Annotated in this window: 10 protein-coding genes and 3 pseudogenes; all 13 read left to right on the forward strand. The window is 32.7% G+C overall.

What is annotated here, in order from left to right:
- The first annotated feature begins 22 nt into the window (after positions 1-22).
- The 13 genes and pseudogenes from D2833_RS01880 (at position 23) to D2833_RS01950 (ending at position 24,274) form a co-directional block, all read left to right on the forward strand.
- On the forward strand, positions 23-2,230 hold the full coding sequence (locus tag D2833_RS01880) for a coiled-coil domain-containing protein (protein WP_011113573.1): 2,208 nt from the start codon (positions 23-25) through the stop codon (positions 2,228-2,230).
- 48 nt (positions 2,231-2,278) lie between these two features.
- Complete coding sequence (locus D2833_RS01885; protein ID WP_011113574.1) at positions 2,279-3,067, forward strand: alpha/beta hydrolase; 789 nt, start codon at positions 2,279-2,281, stop codon at positions 3,065-3,067.
- Between the two features lie 80 nt (positions 3,068-3,147).
- Positions 3,148-6,618: a terminal organelle assembly protein TopJ gene (gene topJ / locus D2833_RS01890; RefSeq protein WP_027333189.1), complete on the forward strand. Its 3,471-nt coding sequence runs from the start codon at positions 3,148-3,150 to the stop codon at positions 6,616-6,618.
- A 25-nt stretch (positions 6,619-6,643) separates the two neighbouring features.
- The gene (gene grpE, locus D2833_RS01895) at positions 6,644-7,696 is read left to right on the forward strand and encodes a nucleotide exchange factor GrpE (protein WP_231992510.1); all 1,053 of its coding nucleotides are present in this window, start codon (positions 6,644-6,646) and stop codon (positions 7,694-7,696) included.
- Positions 7,697-7,905: 209 nt separating this feature from the next.
- Positions 7,906-8,544 carry an FIVAR domain-containing protein gene (locus D2833_RS01900; protein ID WP_011113577.1) on the forward strand — a complete coding sequence of 213 codons (639 nt, stop codon included), beginning with the start codon at positions 7,906-7,908 and terminating at the stop codon, positions 8,542-8,544.
- Positions 8,545-8,588: 44 nt separating this feature from the next.
- Positions 8,589-9,685 (forward strand): annotated as a pseudogene (locus D2833_RS01905) (hypothetical protein).
- Positions 9,654-9,914, forward strand: coding sequence for a hypothetical protein (locus D2833_RS04350; protein WP_011113579.1), 261 nt, complete (start codon positions 9,654-9,656; stop codon positions 9,912-9,914). Before D2833_RS01905 ends, D2833_RS04350 begins: the two are co-directional and overlap by 32 nt.
- Positions 9,915-10,080: 166 nt before the next feature.
- Positions 10,081-11,913 (forward strand): FIVAR domain-containing protein, encoded by a 1,833-nt coding sequence (locus D2833_RS01925; protein ID WP_117274001.1) that lies wholly within the window; start codon positions 10,081-10,083, stop codon positions 11,911-11,913.
- A 379-nt stretch (positions 11,914-12,292) separates the two neighbouring features.
- Positions 12,293-14,479, forward strand: a pseudogene (locus D2833_RS01930) (hypothetical protein).
- A gap of 361 nt (positions 14,480-14,840) precedes the next feature.
- Positions 14,841-17,063, forward strand: a pseudogene (locus tag D2833_RS01935) (hypothetical protein).
- Between the two features lie 347 nt (positions 17,064-17,410).
- Positions 17,411-19,345, forward strand: coding sequence for an FIVAR domain-containing protein (locus D2833_RS01940; RefSeq protein WP_117274004.1), 1,935 nt, complete (start codon positions 17,411-17,413; stop codon positions 19,343-19,345).
- Positions 19,346-19,672: 327 nt separating this feature from the next.
- A complete protein-coding gene (locus D2833_RS01945; RefSeq protein ID WP_117274008.1) occupies positions 19,673-21,733 on the forward strand; it encodes an FIVAR domain-containing protein in 2,061 nt (686 codons plus the stop codon).
- 303 nt (positions 21,734-22,036) lie between these two features.
- The gene (locus D2833_RS01950; protein WP_117274011.1) at positions 22,037-24,274 is read left to right on the forward strand and encodes an FIVAR domain-containing protein; all 2,238 of its coding nucleotides are present in this window, start codon (positions 22,037-22,039) and stop codon (positions 24,272-24,274) included.
- Positions 24,275-24,587: the final 313 nt, after the last annotated feature.

Here is a 24,587-nt window from a genome sequence, read left to right on the forward strand (position 1 = left end):
AGAATATAATAATTAACCCTTATTGAAGGGAATAGTCGCGATGGATAATAAAAATAATAATAAACGCAACCGGTTTTACTTTAATCAACGTCAACCTCACCGACGGCCAAAAATGAGCAACCTTAGTGAGTTTGATTTAGATATTATTAAAGAGCTTGGTCTTGATGATGATGAATCAACAAAAAGTAAACAAAAATCATCATTTGATGATGATGCCGACTTTTTGGATGATGTCATTAGTGATTATGACAATTGAGAGAAGAAAAAACCTCAAGAAGCTAAAAAAACCGTTAATGATGATCAAACTGTTTTAAGCGATCATCAAGATGATGACAATGATGAAGACGATCTAAATTTTGAAATCCACCGCTCAAAATATTTTAGTTCTAATACAGACCAAACTAAAGACAAGCCAGTTAATAATGATAAAACCCGTTTTGTTGGCCAAGATTTTGGTGATCAAGAACTAATCCAAGCTTATACAAAAAACTTAAGTTCATACATTAATGATCATGATGATGAACAAGTAATCGAACCAAAAACTGAACCAACTGAAGATAATAATCCAACCCAAAGTTTTAGTAGTAAACCTATCGATGAATTAACCAATGAAAAAACTGATATTATTACTAAAACTGCTCAAGAAGACGATGATGAATACTTAATCACCAAAAACGATAGTGATTATAGTTTTGAATCAACCGATCAACCCCTAGAAGAACCCCAAGTCGATCTAACTGATCTATTAGATGATGATCAACTTGTTCAACAAGATCCTACTAGAGATCTACCTTCAACAAGTGAAGTGATGAATGCTAAATTTGATGAGGATGATTCAAGTGTTAAACAGATCAAATCTGATCTAATTGATGATCAAAATAACCAGTTTGAAAAAACTAGTTTACCAGAAGAGTTAGTAACTAAAAAAACAATCTATCATGATGATCAATTAGAAGAGATTACAGATCAAGAGATTATTGATGCAACTACACCCGTTAATTTTGAACAGATTCAAGAGACCAGTATAAAAGTTCAAGCAAACGATTTACCTGAACTAACTAGTAATCTATCAGAACTAACCCGGTTAGCGATGAAAGATGTTCAAGAACATTACTTATCAAATATCTCAAAATTAGATCAGTATAAAAAACAATTAGAAGAACGATCAAAACAACTAGACGAACTAAACGAAAGTTTAGATCGGAGACAGATCGATATTGAACTAATTAGTAATAATATCCAAGAAAGTATCAAGACGCACAAACAAGAGATGAGTCTTGAAAAACTTAATCTGCAAAAAGAAAAAGAAGAGATTATAGCTAAAGCTAACACTCAAGCAGAAGCGATCATAAAGCAAGCTTATGAACAAGCTAACCAATACAAAGAGTTAATTGAGAAAAAACAATCTGAAGAAAAAAACGAAGTAGAAAAACAGCAGCTTACTCAACTTGAAGAAGGGTTTGATCATAAGATCCAACAACTATCAACTAAGATCAGTCACCAACTAGAAGCACGTCTAGTGAAAAAAGATCAGGTCTTAACTCAGTTATTATCCCAAATTAAGATTATGGCTGAGACTACTCATGCTAACCAATTAAGAATTAATGAACTATTCTTAGCAGTTAATAACAAAGACAAAGAGATTGTTAATCTTAAACGTGATATTGCCATCCTTAAAGCCAGTTCAGATTCACTAATCAATATTAAAACTGAACAAACCCGTGAGATTGCTAAAAAACACTACCAAGATTTCGAACTAGACAATTCGTTCAAAGATCCTTATTTAGAACATAAGCTTAATAGCTTAACAAGAGATTATATTAATCTATCTGGAGAAGTGATCTATGAACCTGAACTTGAAAATGAACCACTACCCACTAAAAAGATCTTAAAAACTTTTAGTCTATCTGATCTTAATCAGTCACTTGAAGAAGATAAGGAGATCTTAGCTTCGATCAACAAACATTTTGAACGCCCAATTCAGATCACTAAAACTGATAAAAGAATTAATAAAGAAAAAGTTCATAAACCAAGTATTATTAAACGTTATCAAAAACCAGCAGTTTATGATGATGAACTTGATGATTTCAACTTAACATTTATTGATCAAGATTTTGGTGATGAATACAACAGTTTAATCAAAAAAGATCTGAATCAAAAAAGATCAAGTGATCCAAATAAAAAACTAACCACCAAAAAAGTGCAATTAGTTTTTGATTCAGACAACTAGTTATTTTTTATCATTAATTAACCCACTAATAGATCGTAGCAAACAACGATGGTATGTTTAACTAATTCATTCTTTGCGCACGAAATAAATAAAAAAAAGCATAAGTATAATGCTATCTTTGTGCATGGTTTTAGCTCTTCTCATGACCGTCACTCTGAGATTTTTAAGCGCTTAAATAACCAATTAGTTAACTATTACACATTTGATCTACCCGGACACGGCCAAAAACAAGTAGATGAACAACAAGAACTGAAATTAAATTATTTTGCTGATCTTGTTGTTGATTTTATCAAGCAAAAACAACTTGATAATCTGATCTTGATTGGTCATTCGATGGGTGGAGGGATCTGTAGTATTGTTAATTATCTAATTCCCAAAAAGATTAAAGCCCTAATTCTTGAAGCACCACTAAACCCCGCGATCTTTGCTTTTGATAAAAAACGAATCTTTGACTCGTTTAAATCTTTTGGCGGTCGATCTTTTCTTAGTGAACTTAAGTCTCAAGACCAATTTTCTGACCAAATCTCTTTAGTTGGTTGGATCAAAAAGATCTATAAAACCAACAAAGATAAGATCCCTTTATTACTAAATCTAATCTCGTTAAAATCCAAGAATTTACTAGATAATGCTTACAAAGCTTTAAACAATAAACCAGTCTTATTAATCTTTGGCGAAAACGATCCAGTGATCCCACCAACTAAAACAATTAAGTATATCAATCAATATACGAACTTTTTAACGACTAGAATCATTGACGAAGCAACACACTCACCCCATTCAATCAACAAAGAATTGTATTATTATTTCGTAAAAGATTTTATCTCCAAATTAAATTAAATTAAATAATATTAAAATCTATTATATTTCTATTAGTTATAATAAAGAGAAAGTATATAAGCAGTTTACTAATCTTTTAGTTGATTAAAAGTGAAGATTTTATGGCAGAAAAACGCGATTATTATGAAGTATTACAAATAGACAGGGACGCAGAAGAGCAAGAGATAAAACGCGCGTTTAGAAAGCTGGCTAAAAAATACCATCCTGATACGAACAAGGATGATGCGAATGCTGAAAGCATTTTTAGAGAAATAAATGAAGCGTATGAAGTTCTATCTAACCCTGAAAAGAAAGAACGCTATGATAAGTACGGACATGATGGTCTTGATCGCGAAGACGATCTAGACTTTGATCCGAACATTTTTAATTCGTTCTTTGAAACGATTAATGCAGCTGATGAGTTTGATGATATCACTTTTGATGGTGATTGATTAGATGATGACAAACCATCTAAAAAGAAGAAAAAGAAGACTAAAAAAGGTGGTTTTTGAGCCAAGTCAAAAGAGGCTTCAAAAACGATTGAAACTGAACCTGAGATCATCGATGTTGGTGCTAGTGTGAATCAAGCTAATGAAACAAGATTGTTTGATGACACTTTAGATGATCAATTAGAAGAATCAGTTAGCACGCAATCAACTGATGATGGTGAACGGTTATTTGATGATAATAAAGAACCATCATTTACAGCTGGTTTAGATGAAGAAGTTCAATCAGAACCCCAACCTGAAGAAGATCTATCATGAACTCGGTTTATTGGAAACCCTGATTATGGTCATTATGATGAGAATAATGAATGGATCTGAGAAGGGTATTTTGATGATGATGACAACTTCATTTCAACAAGAGAGCTTGAACAAAAAGTTGAACCAGAACAAGCTCAACCACAAGATGATAGATCTGAACAAGAAGAAGAAGAAGCTTTAGATTCAAAACCTCAAGATGATTCTGAAGATGATTATGTGATCCCTGATGCTGAGATCATCAGTTCACCAACTTTAGAAGTGACTGCTCCTAAAGAAGTTGAACAACCACTTCAACCTGAACAAGTTGCTCATGTAGAACAAAAAGAAGCTGAAGAAGAATCGGTTGCTCAAACTAAAGCTGAAGAAGTTAGTCAACCAACCCAAACAATTGAAACTAAACCAACATCAGCAGTTGAATCAACTTCAACTTTTGATCTAAAGCAATTACTAAAAGTAATGCAAGAACAGCCAACTGAAGAAGCACTAACAACAACTGAACTAACTAATGAAACAACTTCACCAACTACTGAAGTTAGTGAACTAGAACAAACTCAAGATAAATCAGAAGATCAACAAGAAGAAAAAGCTGAGAAAATCGATGATGCTTTTGTTGAGTCAAATCTACCAGAGATCGTTGACTTCTCAACTAAATCATCAGCATCATTAGGTACAGCTAACCTATATGATCTATCATTCTTAATTAAGAATCAACCAACTCAAGCTGTTCAACCTACTAGTGAAACTATATCAACAACTCCAGTTGAACCAACCGATCAATTAAAGCCAAAAGAAGTTGATCAGATCCAAGAAGAATTAAAGCGAGCAGCTGAAGAGTTAGTTGAAGATAATTTAATTGATGATAGTTCAATGATTACTCCACCTTCAGTAATCAAAACTAAGGAGATCGAAGTTGAAGAGTTACCAACTAAAAAGAATGATTTAGTTGAGATCAACTTTGATGACTTAGAAGAACTAAAATTTGAACTAGTTCAAACAAACCAAGAAAAACTACCAGAAAAAGCTGTTGAGAACTGAGCACAGGATTATCAGTTAGATGAACCAACTCAGTCTAATATTGATTGATACAAACAAGAAGATCCTAAAGATCTTGAACAGTTAGTTCAAGATCAAGCAACTTTAGAGATTACTGAAGAAAATCAAATTAGTGAACGAAAAGTTGAAGAACAACCTAGTGTTGAATCTACTAAGGTTGAAGATCAAGTCGTTCAAGCTATAAAAGAAGAAGAAGAGCTACTTGAACAAAAGAAAGCGGCTGAATTTGCTGAACTGTTTGGTGAACAAACACCAACTACTAAAGAAGATGATGATTACTTATCAATTGAAGAGTTATTAAATAACGAACAAACTCAACCAACTGAGTTCAATGAGATCATCATTGAAAATAATCTTGATAATGTTAGTGTTGCTGATGATCAAAATTATCAACTAAAAGATGATAATAAGAAGTTCATCAATATTAGCGAACCAACAATTGTTAGTTCAAATCTTAGTTTTGATCAACAATTAGTTAATGAAATCGAAAGTGATGATCTGATCAAACACCAAGAAGAGAATCAAGAAGAATACCAAACTGTTGATTATGATCCACTACAACAACCAGTGCGACCGATGCATACATCTGATTCAGAGATGTACGATTTCAGCATTAAGTTATTAAGAAAACAAGTAGGTGCAAAAATGGAAGGTAATGATAGTTCTAATAAGAACCTTGCTAATAAGATCAACGACTTAAGCTACTTTAAGTCAAGATTACTAAAGCGGTTAAGTGAAACCAATCCAAGTAGCCAACCACCAGCTAGTAAGTATCAAGAACCAAACTTAATTCAGATCGAACGTTTAACTGAAATTAATGTTGTTAAAGAAGTAGAAGTTCACCAAGTATTATTATTTAATAATGCGATCAAACGAATTAAATACACCAGACACACTCCGTGTAATAACTGTTCAGCAACAGGGATTGATCTAACTTCAAGTCAACCATACAAACTTTGCCCAGCTTGTCGTAATGTTGAAGGGAATGTCGAATCATGTATGGTATGTAACCAGTATGGCAAACTGATTCGGATCCCTTGTAAGAACTGTTTAGGTAAATCTTATACAAATGAAGCGATCACTTTAGATATCAAGTTACCAATTACCTCACAACTTAATATCTCAGTTAACTACCCAGGATTTGGTCATATCTTCCCAAATAATTTGAAGGGAGATCTAACTGTTGTCTTTAAAGTGATCCCATCTAACTTCTTTGTGATCAAGAATAATGATATCCACGTAAAAGCATTAGTAGATCCGATCCTAGCTTCAATTGGGGGAATTATTAAAGTACCAACGATTAACAAGTTAATTAATGTAAGAATCCCTCCAGGTACTAAGGTTGGTGATCAAGTGATCATTAAAGATATGGGTCTAGATGCACGTTATGATCTAGAAACGAAAACTTATTATGATAAGGGTTCATTAATCATCCAAGTAGTGTATGCTGATATTATGAAGAGTAATGATCGTTCATTAGGGCTTGAAGAAGCAGCTAAACTACCAAACGTTCAAGTTGAACACTTTAATAAGTTAGCCTTACGTGAGATTAAAGAATTAAAGTATAACCAACAAGAGTTACAACAAGAACAACAAAATTGAAACTTTCAATCAAACGATAGTAACGGATTTGATTCACTAAACGACCAAAAAGCTCACCAAAACCTAGCATTTAATCGTGTCTTAAACACGATTAAAGATATCAGAACGCTAGATGATATAAAAAAGATTCGTGAGAAAGCCAATAAGAAATAAAGATAACTAATCACAGATGTTAAATATGAATAATCAAGAACATAAGAATCAAAACGAAGAAGTGCAAAAAGAAGTTAAAGAAAACCCAGCTCAAGAAGAAGTTAGTCAACCAAGTGATTCTAGTAATCCCACTAGTGAATCTGCACCAACACTAAATGCACAAGATCCTAATAATATTAATTTGGCTAATGAAAATATCCAAATTAAATCATCACTTGATGATTTAAAAAACTTCGTGCAAAACCCAAAGAGTCAGAACCAAAAGATTAAGGCTGTTAACCAATTAATGTACAACGAGTTTGTTAAGATTGAAACAGCAATTAATAATATTAACAATTACATTGAAAACCTGACCCACCGCCTAGAGTTAACTAATGAAAACTTCAAGACTAAAGTGCAAGAAGTTGAATCTAAAGCCCAACAAAAGATTAACGATCGGATTGAAGAATTAGATAAGCGTAAAAAAGAAGAGATTGAAAACGCTAAGAAGTATGCGATTGAAAAATCAATCGATTCAGCAATTAATATCGTTGATCAATTAGAGATCGCTTTAGAGTTTGCTTCACTTGACCCAGCTGTTAAAAATTACGTTAGTGGGTTTAAGATGGTACTAAACTCATTTGTTAACTGGTTAGCAAGTGTTAATATCCACCGAATGGATATCAAACCTGGTGATAAGTTTGATGAAAAATATATGAGTGCTTCAGATAAAGCAAGTGATCCTGACTATCCAGCTGATCATGTTTGCAAGGTAATGAAGTCTGGTTATAAATTATATGATCGAGTTGTTCGACACGCAATGGTAGCTGTATCTGATGGTGTTGGTTATGTTGAACCAGCTTCAAGTGAACAAGAACAACTTCAAACACCAGCAAAATCAACACAAACACCTCCAGCGCAAGAAACTGCTAGTGCTCCAGCTAAGACTAAACCAACAGCACCTCCAACAAATAACTTGAATGCTAATAAACCACCAGTAGTATCAAACCCACCCCACCAAAAACCAGTTCAACCACCACAATCAAATACTCCTGGTCCAAAGCAACCAATCACTCACAAAGTGATTAAAAAATCTTAAATTTTAAGATTACACCATTCACTTTAAAATCAGATAGAGTAAAGCACTCTATTTGTTTTTTTTCAAGATAAGCTTAAATTACTTAGAATCAATCATCCTAAGGGTTTTTAACCTATTTAGATTGATTCTTAAACACTTGTTTTAAAATCAATCCACCAAATTAAAGCTATAAAAAAAATAAATTACTAAAAGCAGTTAGCTTACTTGGAGTGAGCTTATTAATTAGCTTGTCATTAGCTAGTTGTACTTCAATCATCTCTAGACACTTAAGAAATAGTAGTGGTACAACTCCCCAAGACCCGATTGTTGATCCCAATATCAACAATAACCAATCAGAGCAATTACAAGCAACAAGAAATTCTCTAGCAACTTTACTTAATGGACAAACTAACACATTATCATCATATAATGATTATGCTAAGTTAAAGCAAAATTTAATGGCAGCATATAGTGCTGCAACAACAGTGCAAAATAATGAAAATGCGTCGTTAGAAAATCTAAGGGATGCAGTTAGGCAATTAAAAAATGCACTTAATACAGCTAATCAAACAAGAACTACTTTTAATAATGAGAATGGTGATTTAATACAAAAATATCATGATTTAGAAACTGCTTTAAATAATCATGGAATGGTTTTAGAAGGTTTAGAAAACCCGAATTATCAATTAATTAAGACTCATTTAACTGGTCTATATGATAATGCACAAACAGTGGTGGATAACACATTGATTCCAGCTGAAGATGTAAATAAACCTGTTTTGCAAAATCTACAAATTTTAACTCAAAGTCTTGGTGATTCAACAACACAAGAATCCTTAATGATGCAAAAGCTAGCGCTGATCAGTTAGTTTCTGGATTTGATAAATATGCATTAACTAAAGAAGGTTTGGGAATGGTTGAATCAACTCATGATCAACCTCAACCTTGAAACTATGGCTTTGGTGCTTATAGTGTTGATCTTGGTGCTGGTGCTGCTGGTAGTACAACACCAATGGAACAATCAGTTCTTAATTTTAATTATTTTAGAAGAATGCCTTGAGCAAACGATACAATGTTGGCTCAAGATCAACCAAACGCAACTGATGTTTCTTGAGTTTATGGATTATTTGGTGACAATACTAAATATACATTTAATTTTAACTATTATTGCCCACAAACTGGTTATTTATATTTTCCTTATAAGTTGGTTAAAACTAGTGATAAAGTCGGGCTTCAATATAAATTAAATCAAGCAGATCCTGTAGCGATTCAGTTTAGTGAAGTGGCTGCTACTGCTTCAACTCCAGCTCCAGCTGAAACAGATGGTACACAAGAATCAGCTGAAACTACAACTGCTAATGAGGAAGTTAACCCAATGCCATCAATTAATACTATTAATGTGGCTAAAGTTACTTTAACAAATTTAAAGTACGGATCTAACACAATTGAATTTAGTGTTCCATCAACTAATGAAGAAGCTAATACTAAAGTAACACCAATGATTGGGAATATGTACATTAGCTCATCTCCTGATGCTAAGAATAAAGTGTATAACGATATCTTTGGTAATGAAGTAGCTTCTAATAACAATGATCTTACTATAAACTTTGTTACAGGTTATACACTAGCAGCTGATTATTCGACTTTTATGGTTCCATATACCACTAAGTTAGCTAATATTAGTGATTCTCAAAGTATTAGACGTTTCTTAATTGGTTTTGTTGGTGGAACAATTGTTCGGAGTAGTAAAACTAATGGTGACTGATTTAACACTGGAAACAACCCTCAAAAAGCTCCAGGTAATAGCGGAACTAAGAGAACATTTACATTTATGTAAATGTTCTTAAAACTGGAGATTATTATTTAAAGGGTGAATATTATACAGCTAGTACTAGAATCTTAAGTTTCTCAATCGATGGCAAAACTGGTACTAATAATCAAGTAAACATAAACAACCTGTTATCTTTTAAAAAATGAGATGGAATTTTTAAGACAGTTTGATACTGGTAGAGAAAACGGTACTGATGATACTAATAAACAAAGTGTTAGTAATGCTAATTTATCATTCTCGCACAAAACTTTACATCTAACTGAAAGTTTTAACAGAATTGTGGTTACTGGTGCTTCTAATGGTGATGACACTCCATTCTTTGGTAATGTTACATTTACATATATGCCACCAGCAGCTACTGAAAATCCAGCAGGGCAAGAAGCTAATCAAAATCAACCCTCTGCTTAAAAAAAAACACAAAATCTTTTAACAAAATCCTAAATAAATAAGCCGTTAAATTAACTAAAGAATTAAAAAAATGGTTTTTCTTATCAACCAAAATTCTTTAGTAATAAACGCTTATTTATTTTTATTTTTGGTAAATATTTTAAAATATAATATATTTTAATATTCTATGAATAAAAAAAGAATTATCTTAAAGACTATTAGTTTGTTAGGTGCAACATCCTTTCTTAGTATTGGGATTTCTAGCTGTATGTCTATTACTAAAAAAGACTCAAACCCAAATAATGGCCAAACCCAATTACAAGCAGCGCGAATGGAGTTAACTGATCTAATCAATGCTAAAGCAAGGACATTAGCTTCACTACAAGACTATGCTAAGATTGAAGCTAGTTTATCATCTGCTTATATTGAAGCTGAAACAGTTAACAATAACCTTAATGCAACACTAGAACAACTAAATATGGCTAAAACTAATTTAGAATCAGCCATCAACCAAGCTAATACGGATAAAACGACTTTTGATAATGAACACCCAAATTTAGTTGAAGCATACAAAGCACTAAAAACCACTTTAGAACAACGTGCTACTAACCTTGAAGGTTTAGCTTCAACTGCTTATAATCAGATTCGTAATAATTTAGTGGATCTATACAATAAAGCTAGTAGTTTAATAACTAAAACACTAGATCCACTAAATGGGGGAACGCTTTTAGATTCTAATGAGATTACTACAGCTAATAAGAATATTAATAATACGTTATCAACTATTAATGAACAAAAGACTAATGCTGATGCATTAGCTAATAGTTTTATTAAAGAAGTGATTCAAAATAATAAACAAAGTTTTGTAGGAATGTTTACAAACACTAATGTTCAACCTTCAAACTATAGTTTTGTTGCTTTTAGTGCTGATGTAACACCTGTTAATTATAAATATGCAAGAAGAACGGTTTGAAATGGTGATGAACCTTCAAGTAGAATTCTTGCAAACACCAATAGTATTACTGATGTTTCATGAATTTATAGTTTAGCTGGAACAAACACGAAATACCAATTTAGTTTTAGCAACTATGGTCCATCAACTGGTTATTTATATTTCCCTTATAAGTTGGTTAAAACAGCTGATGCTAATAATATTGGATTACAATACAAACTAAATAATGGAAATGTTCAACAAGTTGAGTTTGCCACTTCAACTAGTGCAAATAATACTACAGCTAATCCAACTCCAGCAGTTGATGAGATTAAAGTTGCTAAAGTGACTTTATCTAATTTAAAGTTTGGTTCTAACACAATTGAATTTAGTGTTCCAACGGGTGAAGGAAATATGAATAAAGTTGCCCCAATGATTGGTAATATGTATATTACTTCATCTAATGCTGAAGCAAATAAAAAGCAAATTTACGATAGTATTTTTGGAAACACTTCATCACAAACTGCTAGCCAAACATCTGTTAGTGTTGATCTATTAAAAGGATATAGTCTTGCAACTAGTTCAAGAACATATATTCGTCAATTTACTGGTTTAACAGATAATGGCGTACAAACCTCTGACCCTGTTTATTTAATTGGTTTGATTGGTGGTCATCAGGATCGTACAGTTGCAACTGGTCCAACGAATATTCAAAATTCTCCTAATGTAGATAATGATAATAGAACATTCACAATATATGTAAATGCACCAGTAAACGGGAACTATCACATAAGTGGTGCGTATTTACAAGGAACGCGTACAGCAAGAAGTCTGAAATTCTCAACCGGTACAAGTAGCAGTAATAATGAAGTTACAGTCCTTGGTTTAGAACAAAGGGATTGAACAATATTAGGTCACTTTGATACTAAGATGGATGGTACTACTACTATTTCATGAACAAATACAGCAAGCAAAAGAACTCTAACCTTAAATAAAGGTCTAAATAAAATTATTGTAAGTGGAGGAACTCAAGATAACACAAATGCTCCATTTATCGGTAACTTAACATTTACTCTCCATCTAACGTAGAAACTTCTATTGCAAGCTCTCAATCTGCACAACCAGTTAAAAAATAAGATGTTTATATTACAGAAGCACTGAGTTAGTTAAATAAAATTATTAGTCCAGAACCAATCAAACGGTTCTGGTTTTTTTATGCTTGATTATTTAATGATTGATAAAGATGTGCGGTTTTAACTATAAAAACTAATAAAACTCTTTGTTTTTAGAAGAAGAAGAAGAAGAAGAAGAAGAAGAAGAAGAAGAAGAAGAAGAAGAAGTTCTTAGGAGTTCTGGGGTTTTCGTTTGGTCTGATCGGCGAAAATAAACCCGATTTATTACTTACTGAACTTTATACATTCTTTCTTGATGAATATCTTTTTATCTAAGTTCATCAATTTAACTTTAAGTGAAGAAAAAAAACATTTTAAAGTTTGTTAGTTTATTAGGTATTGGTTCGTTTGTAATGGTAGCTGCAGCTAGTTGTACTTCAGCAACTACACCTAACCCAACACCAACTCCAAACCCTGAACCAAAGCCAAATCCTGGTGGTGGTGGAGGTATGTCTGGTGGAAATACCAACCCAAGTGATGGGCAAGGCATGATGAATGCAGCTGCTAAAGAATTAGCAGCTGCTAAAACAGCTTTAACTACTTTATTAAATGGTCAAACTGAAAAAGTTGGATTATATAATGACTATGCAAAAATCAAAGACGATTTAGTAAAAGCTTACACTGCAGCTAAAGAAATTTCAGATAAATCTGATGCAACTTTACAAGAAGTAAATAATGCTAAAACAAGATTAGAAACTGCAATAACTACTGCTGCAAGTTCAAAAACTAGTTTTGATGAAAAAAATCCTGAATTAATCAAAGCATATAATGCTTTAAAAGAAACATTAAAAAATGAAAAATCTAATTTAGATTCTGTAATGACTGCTGAATTCGCAGCAATTAAAAACAATCTTGATAGTTTATATCAAACTGCTAAAACGCTTGTTGAAGGAACACTTCAGCCTAAGATGGGAAATAGCCCTCAAGTTGAAGTTGTAAATCAAGCTAATACTAATATTAGTAATGCTGTTTCAAAACTTGAAACCTGAAAAACAAATGCTAATACTTTAGCTACAAGTTTTGTTAAAGAGGTTTTAGTTAAAAATAAATTAACAGGAATTGATACAACTAATAATCAAGAATAACCTGGAAATTACAGCTTTGTTGGTTATGGTGTTGACGTAACAACAGGTTCTAATAATGCTCGTCCTAACTGAAGTTTTGCTAAAAGAATAGTATGAACTAATACAGGTGGTAATAATCTTCCTTTAGCCTACGAATCTCAGAATTCAGTTCCTTTAACTGATGTATCATGGATCTATAGTTTAAGTGGTACAAATGCTAAATACACTTTAACATTTGATTATTATGGTGCTTCATCAAATGGTTATTTATATTTCCCTTATAAGTTAGTTAAAAAAGAGGATAAAGTTGCGCTTCAATATTCATTAAATAGAACTGCTCCTAAAGCTATTGAATTTAAGCCTGCAGCAACTAAAGAAATAACAACAACTCAATCAGGATCTTCAGATGCGAGTTCAGCATCTTCTCCTGGTTCTACAGTACAACAAAAGCAATCAGCTCCAGCAGCAGCGCCTGCAAGACAACAATCACCAGAAGCCGCTTCTGAAACCAACCAACAAGGCTCTAGTTCTGCTGCTAAGACGATGTCTGAAACTAATACAATGAACGAAGCTCCAACAGTTGATAGTATTAATGTAGCTAAAATTACATTAACAGATTTAAATCTTGGTCAAAACACAATTGAATTCAGTGTTCCAACAGGTGATTCTACTAAAGTAGCGCCAATGATTGGTAATATGTACCTTTCTTCAAATCCTAATAATTTTGATAAAGTGTACAACGATATCTTTGGTAACAGTGTAGCTGAAAACAATGCTGTAACAGTAGATCTATTAAAAGGTTATGGATTAGCAGCTAGTTATCGAGAATACATTCGTGCATTTACATATTTGAATAAAGAAACTCAAGTAAGTGAAAACGCTACTATGAAATCTCCAACCGTTTATTTAATTGGGTTAATTGGTGGTAGTGAAACTCGTTCAGATGCTACAACCGTTCCACAAACTGTTATGACTCCTAATGTTAACGGTGATAAAAGAACATTTATCATTTATGTAAATGCACCAGAAGCTGGTAATTATTCTATTAGTGGTTCATATCTTACAAAAGATAATAGAGATTTAAGATTCTCAACAAGCGATAATAACGCTGTTGCAATAAATCTTAAAGGTAAAAATAATTGAACTACATTAGCAACTTTTGATACTGCTAATAATACAAATATTATGAATGGTACTACTGGTGCTCAAGCTGCTATGCAAACTGCTAATAAAACCATTCGCCTGATGAAAGGATTAAATAAAGTTATTATTGGAGGAACTAATAATAAAGACACTCCTTATATTGGAAACTTGGTATTTACATTAAGCACTAGTATGCCTGCTTCTAATTCTAATACGGCTAGTGAAGCAAAAACTAGTGGCAGTCCTTCATCTAATGGTGTTCAAGCTGCTGCTTAATCATAAATATGTTGGTTTATAACAAAATGATAAAACTGAAAAGTAAAAAAGAAATACTTATATTTGAATAAGTCGCTAAGTTAGTTAAATAAAATTATTAGTCCAGAATCGTTAAAGCGGTTCTGGTGTTTTTTTGTTCTGTTTAAATAAGCAATTTAGTTGTTGTATTCACTATATAAAACGGCTAAAAGCCTTTAAACATCGAAGAAGAAGAAGAAGAAGAAGAAGAAGTTCTTAGAAGTTTAGGAGTTAGCGGATGCTCTGATCAGCGAAAATAAACACGATTTATTACTTACTGAACTTTATATATTCTTTAGACAATAATAGACGTGGTGAACGTAAGTTATTGGCTTAATTTTAAGTGAAAAGAAAAAACATTTTAAAGTTTGTTAGTTTATTAGCTATTGGTTCGTTTGTAATGTTAGCAGCTGCAAGCTGTACTACACCAGTCAACCCAACACCTAACCCAGCACCAACTCCAAACCCAGCACCAACTCCAAACCCTGAACCAACCCCTCCTAGTAATGGTGGTGGTATGAATGGCGGAGATAATAATCCAGGGAATGGCGGAGGAATAGATAATTCTGCTCAGCAATTAGCAGCCGCTAGAACTGCTTTAACAACATTAATTAACTCTAGAAGTCAAAATACAGAGTTGTATGTTGATTATGCAAAAATTCAAGATACTTTAGTAAAAGCATACGATGCAGCTGAAGCTGTTCTTGATAATACTGTTTCAACAACACAAAATATTAATCAAGCTAAAACTACATTAGAAACTGCAATTAATGCAGCAGCTACTAGTAAACAAACTTTTGACTCACAACATGCTTTATTAGTAACAGCATACAAAGATCTTAAGACGGCTATAAGTAATGAAGAAACAACTCTAGCTGTTTATACGCAAGAACAGTTTTCCGGAATCAAAATGCACTTAACTGCATTATATAATGCAGGCAAAGCACTTACTAATAGAACCTTAGAAACGGTTGAAGGGGTTGTACTTGATACTCAAGCAGTAGTTGATGCTAATACAAAACTTAGAGAAGCAACTAAAGAAGATGTATTAACACAACAAAAGCAAAATGCTACTATGCTAGCTGATAGTTTTGTTAAACAAGCGATTAACAAAACAAATATTACTGGTACAACAAACATGGCACCTCAACCAGGTAACTATAGCTTTGTCGGTTTTAGTGTCGATATAAATACTACTGCAAATGCAAAAAATGGTACTAACCCTACCTGAAACTTTGCTAGACGAAGTGTTTGAACGAATGTAAATAAGAAAAACCAACCATTATCTGAAGAAACTTCTGCTGGTTTAACTGATGTTTCATGAATCTATAGTTTAACTGGAACAGGTGCTAAATATACATTAGAATTTAGTTACTATGGACCATCAACAGGCTATTTATATTTTCCCTATAAGTTAGTTAAAGAAAGTGATAAAGATATGGTAGCGCTTCAATATTCATTGAATGGGGCTACTACTCCAGCAGCAGTTGAATTTAAAGCTGCTACAGTTACTCAACCTGCACCAGCTGGACAACAATCTTCAGAAAATTCTAGAGGTGAACAACAAGTAGCGCCTAGATCTTCATCAACACCAGCATCTACAAGTCAACCAGCAGTTGCTTCTTCTGAAACAACTAAAGAAGCCAATTCTGCTGATCAACCAACACCTGAAACAACCACAATGAATGAAGCTCCAACAATTGATGGTATTAACGTAGCTAAAGTTACGCTAACAGACTTAAAGTTTGGTCAAAACACAATTGAATTTAGTGTTCCAAAAGATAAAGTTGCTCCTATGATTGGTAATATGTATTTGACTTCATCAGATAGTGAAGCTAATATGAAAAAGATTTATGATGATCTTTTTGGTAACAGTTTAGCTACTGAAAACAATGCTGTAACAGTTGATTTATTAAAAGGTTATAGTCTTGCTGCTAGTTATATATAATACATTCGTCAATTTACTGATTTGAAGAATGAAGCCCAAGATAGTCAAGACACTACTATGAAATCTTCAACCGTTTACTTAGTTGGATTAATCAACGGTTGAAACGGTTATGCTCGTAATGATGCTGAATCTGTTCCAAAAACCGTTATGTCTCCAAATGTAAATGGTGATAAGAGAACATTCACAATTTATGTAAATGCTCCAGCAGAAGGTGATTATTCTATTAAGGGATCATATCTTCTTTCAGGTGGGAACAGAAACTTAAAATTCTCAACAAGTTCAACTGAAAGTACAGACAACTCTCTTACAATAAATGTTAAGACTCAAACTGATTGAAATACACTAGGAACATTTGATACAGCTACTAATAAAAATATTGTTACAACTAATACTACTAGTGGTGGTACTAGTCAACCTTCTGCTGCTACGCAAAACAGTATTAAAACTCTACATCTACAAAAAGGATTAAATAAGGTTGTGATTGGAGGAACTGGAAATAGTGATACTCCTTACATTGGTAACTTGGTATTTACACTAAATACCAACACAAATATGTCTAGTTCTGACAGTAATGCTCCGATGGCAGAAAATCCTGGTAGCGCGTCTAACCAATCTTAATTATGTTGTATAGAACAAAAATGTTAAAACAGAAAAATAAAAAAGTAAATACTTATTTTTGATAAGTCGCTAAGTTAGTTAAATAAAATTATTAGCACTAGAATTAATAGTTCTGGTGTTTTTTATTTACTAGTTGGAATTATAGAATCGTAGTTGTGGTTGAAGTATAAATATCAACAAAAGCCTTTGTTTCTCGAAGAAGAAGAAGAAGAAGAAGTTCTTATGAGTTCTGGGGTTTGGGGCTGGTTTGATCAGTGAAAATTAAGCAGATTTATTACTTATTGAACTTTATATATTCTTATATTAATAATAGACGTGTTTAACGTAAGTTATTGGCTTAACTTTAAGTGAAGAGAAAAAACATATTAAAGTTTGTTAGTTTATTAGGTATTGGTTCGTTTGTGATGTTAGCAGCTGCTAGTTGTACTACACCAACACCTAATCCAAATCCTCCTAGTGGTGGTATGAATGGTGGAGATACTAATCCAGGTGATGGACAAGGTATGATGAATGCTGCATCTCAAGAATTAGCTGCTGCAAGAATGGGGTTAACTACTGTATTTGATTCTAAAGCTAAGAATCTTGGATTGTATGTTGACTACAAAAAAACACAGGACACTCTAACAAAAGCATATGATGCTGCTAAGACTGTTCTTGATAATTCATCATCAACAACACAAAATCTTAATGAGGCTAAGACTAGATTAGAAACTGCAATTAGAACAGCTGCTACTAGTAAACAAACCTTTGATGAACAACATGCCGAGTTAGTAAAAGTTTATGAAGAATTAAAAACGACTTTAAGTAATGAAACTGCTACTTTAGCTCCATATGCAGCTGCACAATATGCTGGAATTAAGATGCATTTAAGTGGGTTATATGATGCAGGTAAAGCAATTACTACTAAAACGTTAGAACCAGTTGAGGGAGATCCACTTACAGCATCTGCTGTAATGATGGCTAATACTAAGATTGTTGAAGCAATTAAAGATGAAGTATTAAATCCTCAAAAAGAAAACGCAACAAAACTAGCTGATAGTTTTGTTAAGCAAGTATTAGTAAAAGAAAAAATTACAGGAGTTGAAGAAGCTCATAATAAATCACAACCTGCTAACTACAGTTTTGTAGGTTACAGCGTTGATATAACTGGAACTGCTAATGGACAAACAAGTATTCCTAACTGAAATTATGCTCAGAGAACCATTTTCACAAACGGTGATGAACCTAGAAGTGTTTCTAATACTCCTGTTGATGGTCAAACTATGGCACAACCTTTATCTAATGTGTCTTGAATTTATAGTTTAGCTGGTACCGGTGCTAAATATACTTTAGAGTTTACTTACTATGGACCATCAACAGGTTATTTATATTTCCCTTATAAGTTAGTTAATACTAGTGATCAAGTGAAACTAGGTCTAGAATATAAATTAAATGATGCGACTAAACCAAGTGCGATCACTTTTGGTAGTGAGCAAACAATGAATGGTAAAACTCCAACTGTTAATGATATTAATGTAGCTAAAGTTACTTTAGCTAACTTAAATTTTGGTTCAAACAAAATTGAGTTTAGTGTTCCAGTAGAAAAAGTAAGTCCGATGATCGGTAATATGTATCTTTCTTCTAGTCCTAATAACTGAAATAAGATCTATGATGATATTTTTGGGAATAGTGTTACAACTCAAAATAATAGAACAATAATTTCAGTTGATGCTTTAAACGGTTATAGTTTAGCTTCAGATTGATCAACATTTATAGCTGAATATAGTGGCACAGGTCTAACATTAGATAATCAAAGTGTTTCGGACCAAAAATATTATTTAATTGGGTATGTTGGTGGAACTAGTTCTCGTAATGATATGATGATTCCAACGAACAATGTTCAAAAATTCCCATTAGCAAGCAACATAAGTAATAGAAACTACATATTTTATGTAAATGCTCCAAAAGCAGGTGCTTATTATATTAAAGGAGTGTTCGCTTCACGAGATCCTAGAGATCTTAAATTCAGTACTGGAGATATGTCTTCTAATAATGTAACTATAAGACAATTGTCTACAGAAAATCTTACTACATTAAGAACCTTTGACACCTTTGCAACAACAGGAGCTACTCGAGATACAACTGTTTCTGATAGAAAGACATTAACTCTAGTAGAGGGATTAAATAAGATAGTAGTTAGTGGAGCTACTGAAAATACGGGTAATGCTCCAAATTTTGGATATTTAAAATTTATTCTTAATGAAACCCAACCTGAAACTACTAATGATTCAAATCCATCTTAGTAATAGAAAATATATGTAATCAAGCTGAGTTAGTTAATTATTTTATATAAGTTATTTTGTTTGTCATTTAACGTCAAAATCAATCGGGATTTTGATGTTTTTTTATCTCGGGAATTTTTTTTAAAAAACATTTCTCTGAATTTGTTATAAAAATTAGTGAAACCTTTGATTTTCGAAGAAGAAGAAGAAGAAGAAGTTCTTAGAAGTTCTGTGGTCTGGGGTTGGTTTGATCAGCGAAAATAAACCCGATTTATTACTTACTGAACTTTATATATTCTTAATTGGTGAATTTTTTAATTTTTTAAAAATTTATCAGATCGACTTTAAGTGAAAAGAAAAAACATTTTAAAGTTTGTTAGTTTATTAGGTATTGGTTCGTTTGTAATGTTGGCAGCTGCAAGCTGTACTTCAGCAACTACACCAACTCCAAACCCTGAACCAAAACCAGATCCAATGCCAAACCCTCCTAGTGGTGGTATGAATGGTGGAAATACCAATCCAGGTGGCGGACAAGGTATGATGGATTCTGTAGCTCAAGAATTAACTGATGCTAAAAAAGTTTTAAGTGATTTAATTGGTGAAGAATCTAAGACTGTTGAATTATATGCAGACTATGCAAAAATTAAAGCTGACTTGACTTCTGCGTACGCAGTTGCTAAAACGACTTCAGATAGTTCAACATCAACTTTAGATCAAGTTAAAACAGCAACATCAACGTTACAAACAGCAATTGATGCAGCAGTTAAAGCTAGAACAGATTTCGATGCAGTTAATGGTCCATTAGTGACTGCATATAATGCTTTGAAAGAAACATTAAAAAATGAAAAATCTAATTTAGATTTAGTAATGGCTGCTGAATTCGCAGCAATTAAAAATAATCTTGATAGTTTATATCAAACTGCTAAAACACTTATTGAAGGAACGCTTCAGCCTAAGATGGGAAATAGCCCTCAAGTTGAAGCTATAAATCAAGCTAATCAAGCAATTGTTAATGCTACTCAAATGCTTGATACTAGAAAAAATAATGCAAGCATACTAAATACAAAATTCCTAAAAGAAACTTTAAAAAGTGCTTCTTTATCTGCAGCTACTGGAGATAATGCGACTACAGTTCAACAACAACCAGGTAACTATAGTTTTGTAGCTTATGCTAGTGACATAACAAGTCCAAATTGAAATTTTGCACAAAGAACAGTTTGAACAGCAGATAATAATCTTGTTACCAGTCCATTACCTAATAATTCACAAAACTCTGCTCCTTTAACAGATGTGTCATGAATCTATACTTTAAGCGGGACAGGAGCTAAATATACATTAACATTTGATTATTATGGCCCACAAACTGGTTATTTATATTTTCCTTATAAGTTAGTTAAAGATGCCGATAAAAATAATATCGGGCTTCAATATAAATTAAATGACGGTAATTTTGAGCAAATCAATTTTGCGCCAACACAACCTGTTGAATCAGCATCAACCGAACCGGCTAGATCAACTATGCTTCAAACAGCATCAGAAAATCAAACTTCTGAAGAAAATATGACTGCTGGTAGCCAATTAAATACAACTCCTACAGTAAGTGATATTAATGTTGCTAAAGTGACTTTATCTAATTTAAAGTTTGGTTCTAACACAATTGAATTTAGTGTTTCAACGGGTGAAGGTGAAATGTCTAAAGTCGCTCCAATGATTGGGAACATGTATTTAACTTCATCTGATAGCGATGTTAATAAAAAGAAGATTTATGATGATCTTTTTGGAAATAATTCAGTTCAACAAGATAATCAAACAGCTGTTACAGTTGATTTATTAAAAGGTTATAGTCTTGCAACTAGTTGAAGAACATATATTCGTCAATTTACTGGTTTAACAGATAATGGCCGGCAAATCTCTGACCCTGTTTATTTAATTGGTTTGATTGGTGGTAGCGGGAATCGTTCAGTTGCAAGAACTCAAATGAATATTAAAAATATTCCTCATGTGAATAACGATAAAAGAACATTTACAATCTATGTAAATGCTCCTACACAAGGTGAATATCACATAAGTGGTGCATATTTACAAGGATCAAATCGAGCAAGAAGTCTAAAATTCTCAACCGGTACAAGTAGCAGTAATAACGAAGTTACAGTTACCAATTTAAAACAAGATAATTGAACAACATTAGGTCACTTTGATACTAAGATGACTAGCACTACTGTTTCAGGAACAGATGGACAAATGAAAAAAACTCTAAACTTAAATAAAGGTTTAAATAAAATTATCTTATCAGGTGTAAGTAATGGAGACACTCCATTTATTGGTAATTTAACATTTACTTTAGAAAGCAATCAAACGACTAGTGAACAAGTTGAGCCTAGTTCTGCTATTGCAGAAAAGAATATATAAGCGCTAAGTTAGTTACATAAAATTATTAGCCCAGGATCGCTAAAGCGGTTCTGGTGTTTTTTTTGTTCTGTTTAAGTAAGCAATTTAGTTGTTGTATTCACTATATAAAATGGCTAAAAACCTTTAAACATCGAAGAAGAAGAAGAAGAAGAAGAAGAAGAAGAAGAAGAAGTTCTTAGAAGTTTAGAAGTTAGCGGATTCTATGATCAGCGAAAATAAACCTGATTTATTACTTACTGAACTTTATATATTCTTATAGACAATAATAGACGTGGTGAACGTAAGTTATTGGCTTAACTTTAAGTGAAAAGAAAAAACATTTTAAAGTTTGTTAGTTTATTAGGTATTGGTTCGTTTGTAATGTTGGCAGCTGCTAGTTGTACTACAGCAACTACACCAACTCCAAACCCTGAACCAACTCCAACTCCTAATCCAAATCCTCCTAGTGGTGGTATGAATGGTGGAAATACATCAACACCTAATCCAAATCCTCCTAGTGGTGGTATGAATGGCGGAGATACTAATCCAGGGAATGGCGGAGGAACGGACAATGCTGCTCAACAATTAGCAGCCGCTAGAACTGCTTTAACAACATTAATTAATTCTAGAACTCAAAATACAGAGTTGTATGTTGATTATGCAAAAATTCAAGATACTTTAGTAAAAACATACGATGCAGCTAAAGCTGTTCTTGATAATACTGCTTCAACAACACAAAATATTAATCAAGCTAAAACTACATTAGAAACTGCAATTAATGCTGCTGCTAGTAGTAAACAAACGTTTAATCAGCAAAATAATGCATTAGTAACAGCATACAACCAACTTAAGACTGCAGTAGGTAATGAATCTGCTGCTTTAGCAAAAGTGGAAGATGCTAAGTTTGCTAGAATTAAAGAAAATTTAGTCACATTGTATAACGCCGGCAAAATGCTTATTGCTAAACCATTAGAAGGAATCGATGGCGCTGTGTTAGATGTTGATCAAGTAACTCAGGCTAATACAAAACTTCAAGAAGCAACTAATGAAAATTCATTAACACAGCAAACACAAAACGCAACAAACTTAGCTGATAGTTTTGTTAAACAAGTAATCAATAAAACAAAGATTACTGGAACAACCAATACAGAGAAACAACCAGGAAACTATAGTTTTGTAGGTTATAGTGTCGATTTAAATACTATAACTACTCGTACTGGAAACAATTCTCAGACTTCTAGTTCAAGTGATAATCTTCCTAGCTGAAACTTTGCTCAAAGAATAGTTTGGACTAATACAGCTAATAAAAATTTTCCTTTAGCTGATCAAACTGAAAATTCAGTTCCTTTAACAGATGTATCATGAATCTATAGTTTAAGTGGAATGAATGCTAAATATACTTTAACATTTAATTATTATGGGCCAGATACAGCTTATTTATATTTTCCTTATAAGTTAGTTAAAACTAATGATAGGGCAGAATTACAGTATTCATTAAATGGGGCTAATGCTAAATTGATAGAGTTTAAGCCTGCTTCAACTGTTACACCGGTTCAGCCACCTGCAGCACCTGCACCTGCAGAACGAGCAGCTACAGAAACTGCTGCGAATTCTAATCAAACAAATCAAGAAGGCTCTGATACTAATCAAGCAATGCCTGCTACTGCTACAATGAACGAAGCGCCAACAGTTGCTGACATCAATGTAGCTAAAGTTAAATTAACAGGTTTAAAGTTTGGTGAAAACACAATCGATTTCAGCGTTCCTCAATCAACAGGAAGTGATATGTCTAAAGTTGCTCCGATGATCGGGAATATGTATCTAACTTCATCTGATACTGATGCTAATAAAAACAAGATTTATGATGATCTTTTTGGAAATACATTAGTTAAACAAAATAATGAATCAACTGTTACAGTTGATTTACTAAAAGGATATAGTTTAGCAACTAGTTATTTTGAATACATTCGTCAATTTACTGATTTGACTGCAGAAGGTTCTGCAACAAAATCTCCAACTGTTTATTTGGTTGGTTTAATTAATGGTAGTGCACGTCGTACTGATGCTGAAAATGTTCCAACTACACCTAGAAGCCCTAATCTTACAGGTAATAGTAGAACATTTACAATTTATGTAAATGCTCCACAAGACGGTGATTATTATATTAGTGGGTCGTATCTAAATGGGGATAATACAAGTAGACAACCAACGGCAAAAAGATATCTAAAATTCTCAACAACTCAAGGTACAGAGCCAAACATGAACTCTTCTCTTGTTATAGATGTGAAATCTTTAAATAGTTGAACTATACTAGGAACATTTGATACAAAAACTAATAAAAATATTAATGAACAGAGTACTTCAACTGGTAGTGGTCGAGAAGGTAGTAGCGCTCAAAGTGCTAATAAGACTCTACACCTTAAAAAAGGATTAAATAAAGTTATTATTGGAGGAGATAAGGATCTTAATACTCCTTATATTGGTAAGCTATCATTTACATTAAAAATCAGTGCAGATGGTAGTAGTTCTACACCAGAAAACGTTTCTGGTGCAGCAGCTTAAATAGTTATGTTATTAAATAACAAAATGTAAAACTTATAAATAAGAAAAAAAATACTTACAGTTTAATAGCGCTAAGTTAGTTAAATAAAATTATTAGTCCAGAACCCATAAAACGGTTCTGGTTTTTTGTTCAGTAAGTTAAGAGTTATGAGTTGTGATGGTTTTAACTATAAAAACTGATAAAATCTTTTGTTTTCGAAGAAGAAGAAGAAGTTCTTAGAAGTTTAGGAGTGTCGGGTTGAGCTAGTGAGCGAAAATAAACCCGATTTATTACTTACTGAACTTTATATATTCTTTAGGCAATAATAGACGT

The organism is Mycoplasmoides gallisepticum (genome assembly GCF_900476085.1).
Taxonomy (GTDB): domain Bacteria; phylum Bacillota_I; class Bacilli_A; order Mycoplasmatales; family Mycoplasmoidaceae; genus Mycoplasmoides; species Mycoplasmoides gallisepticum.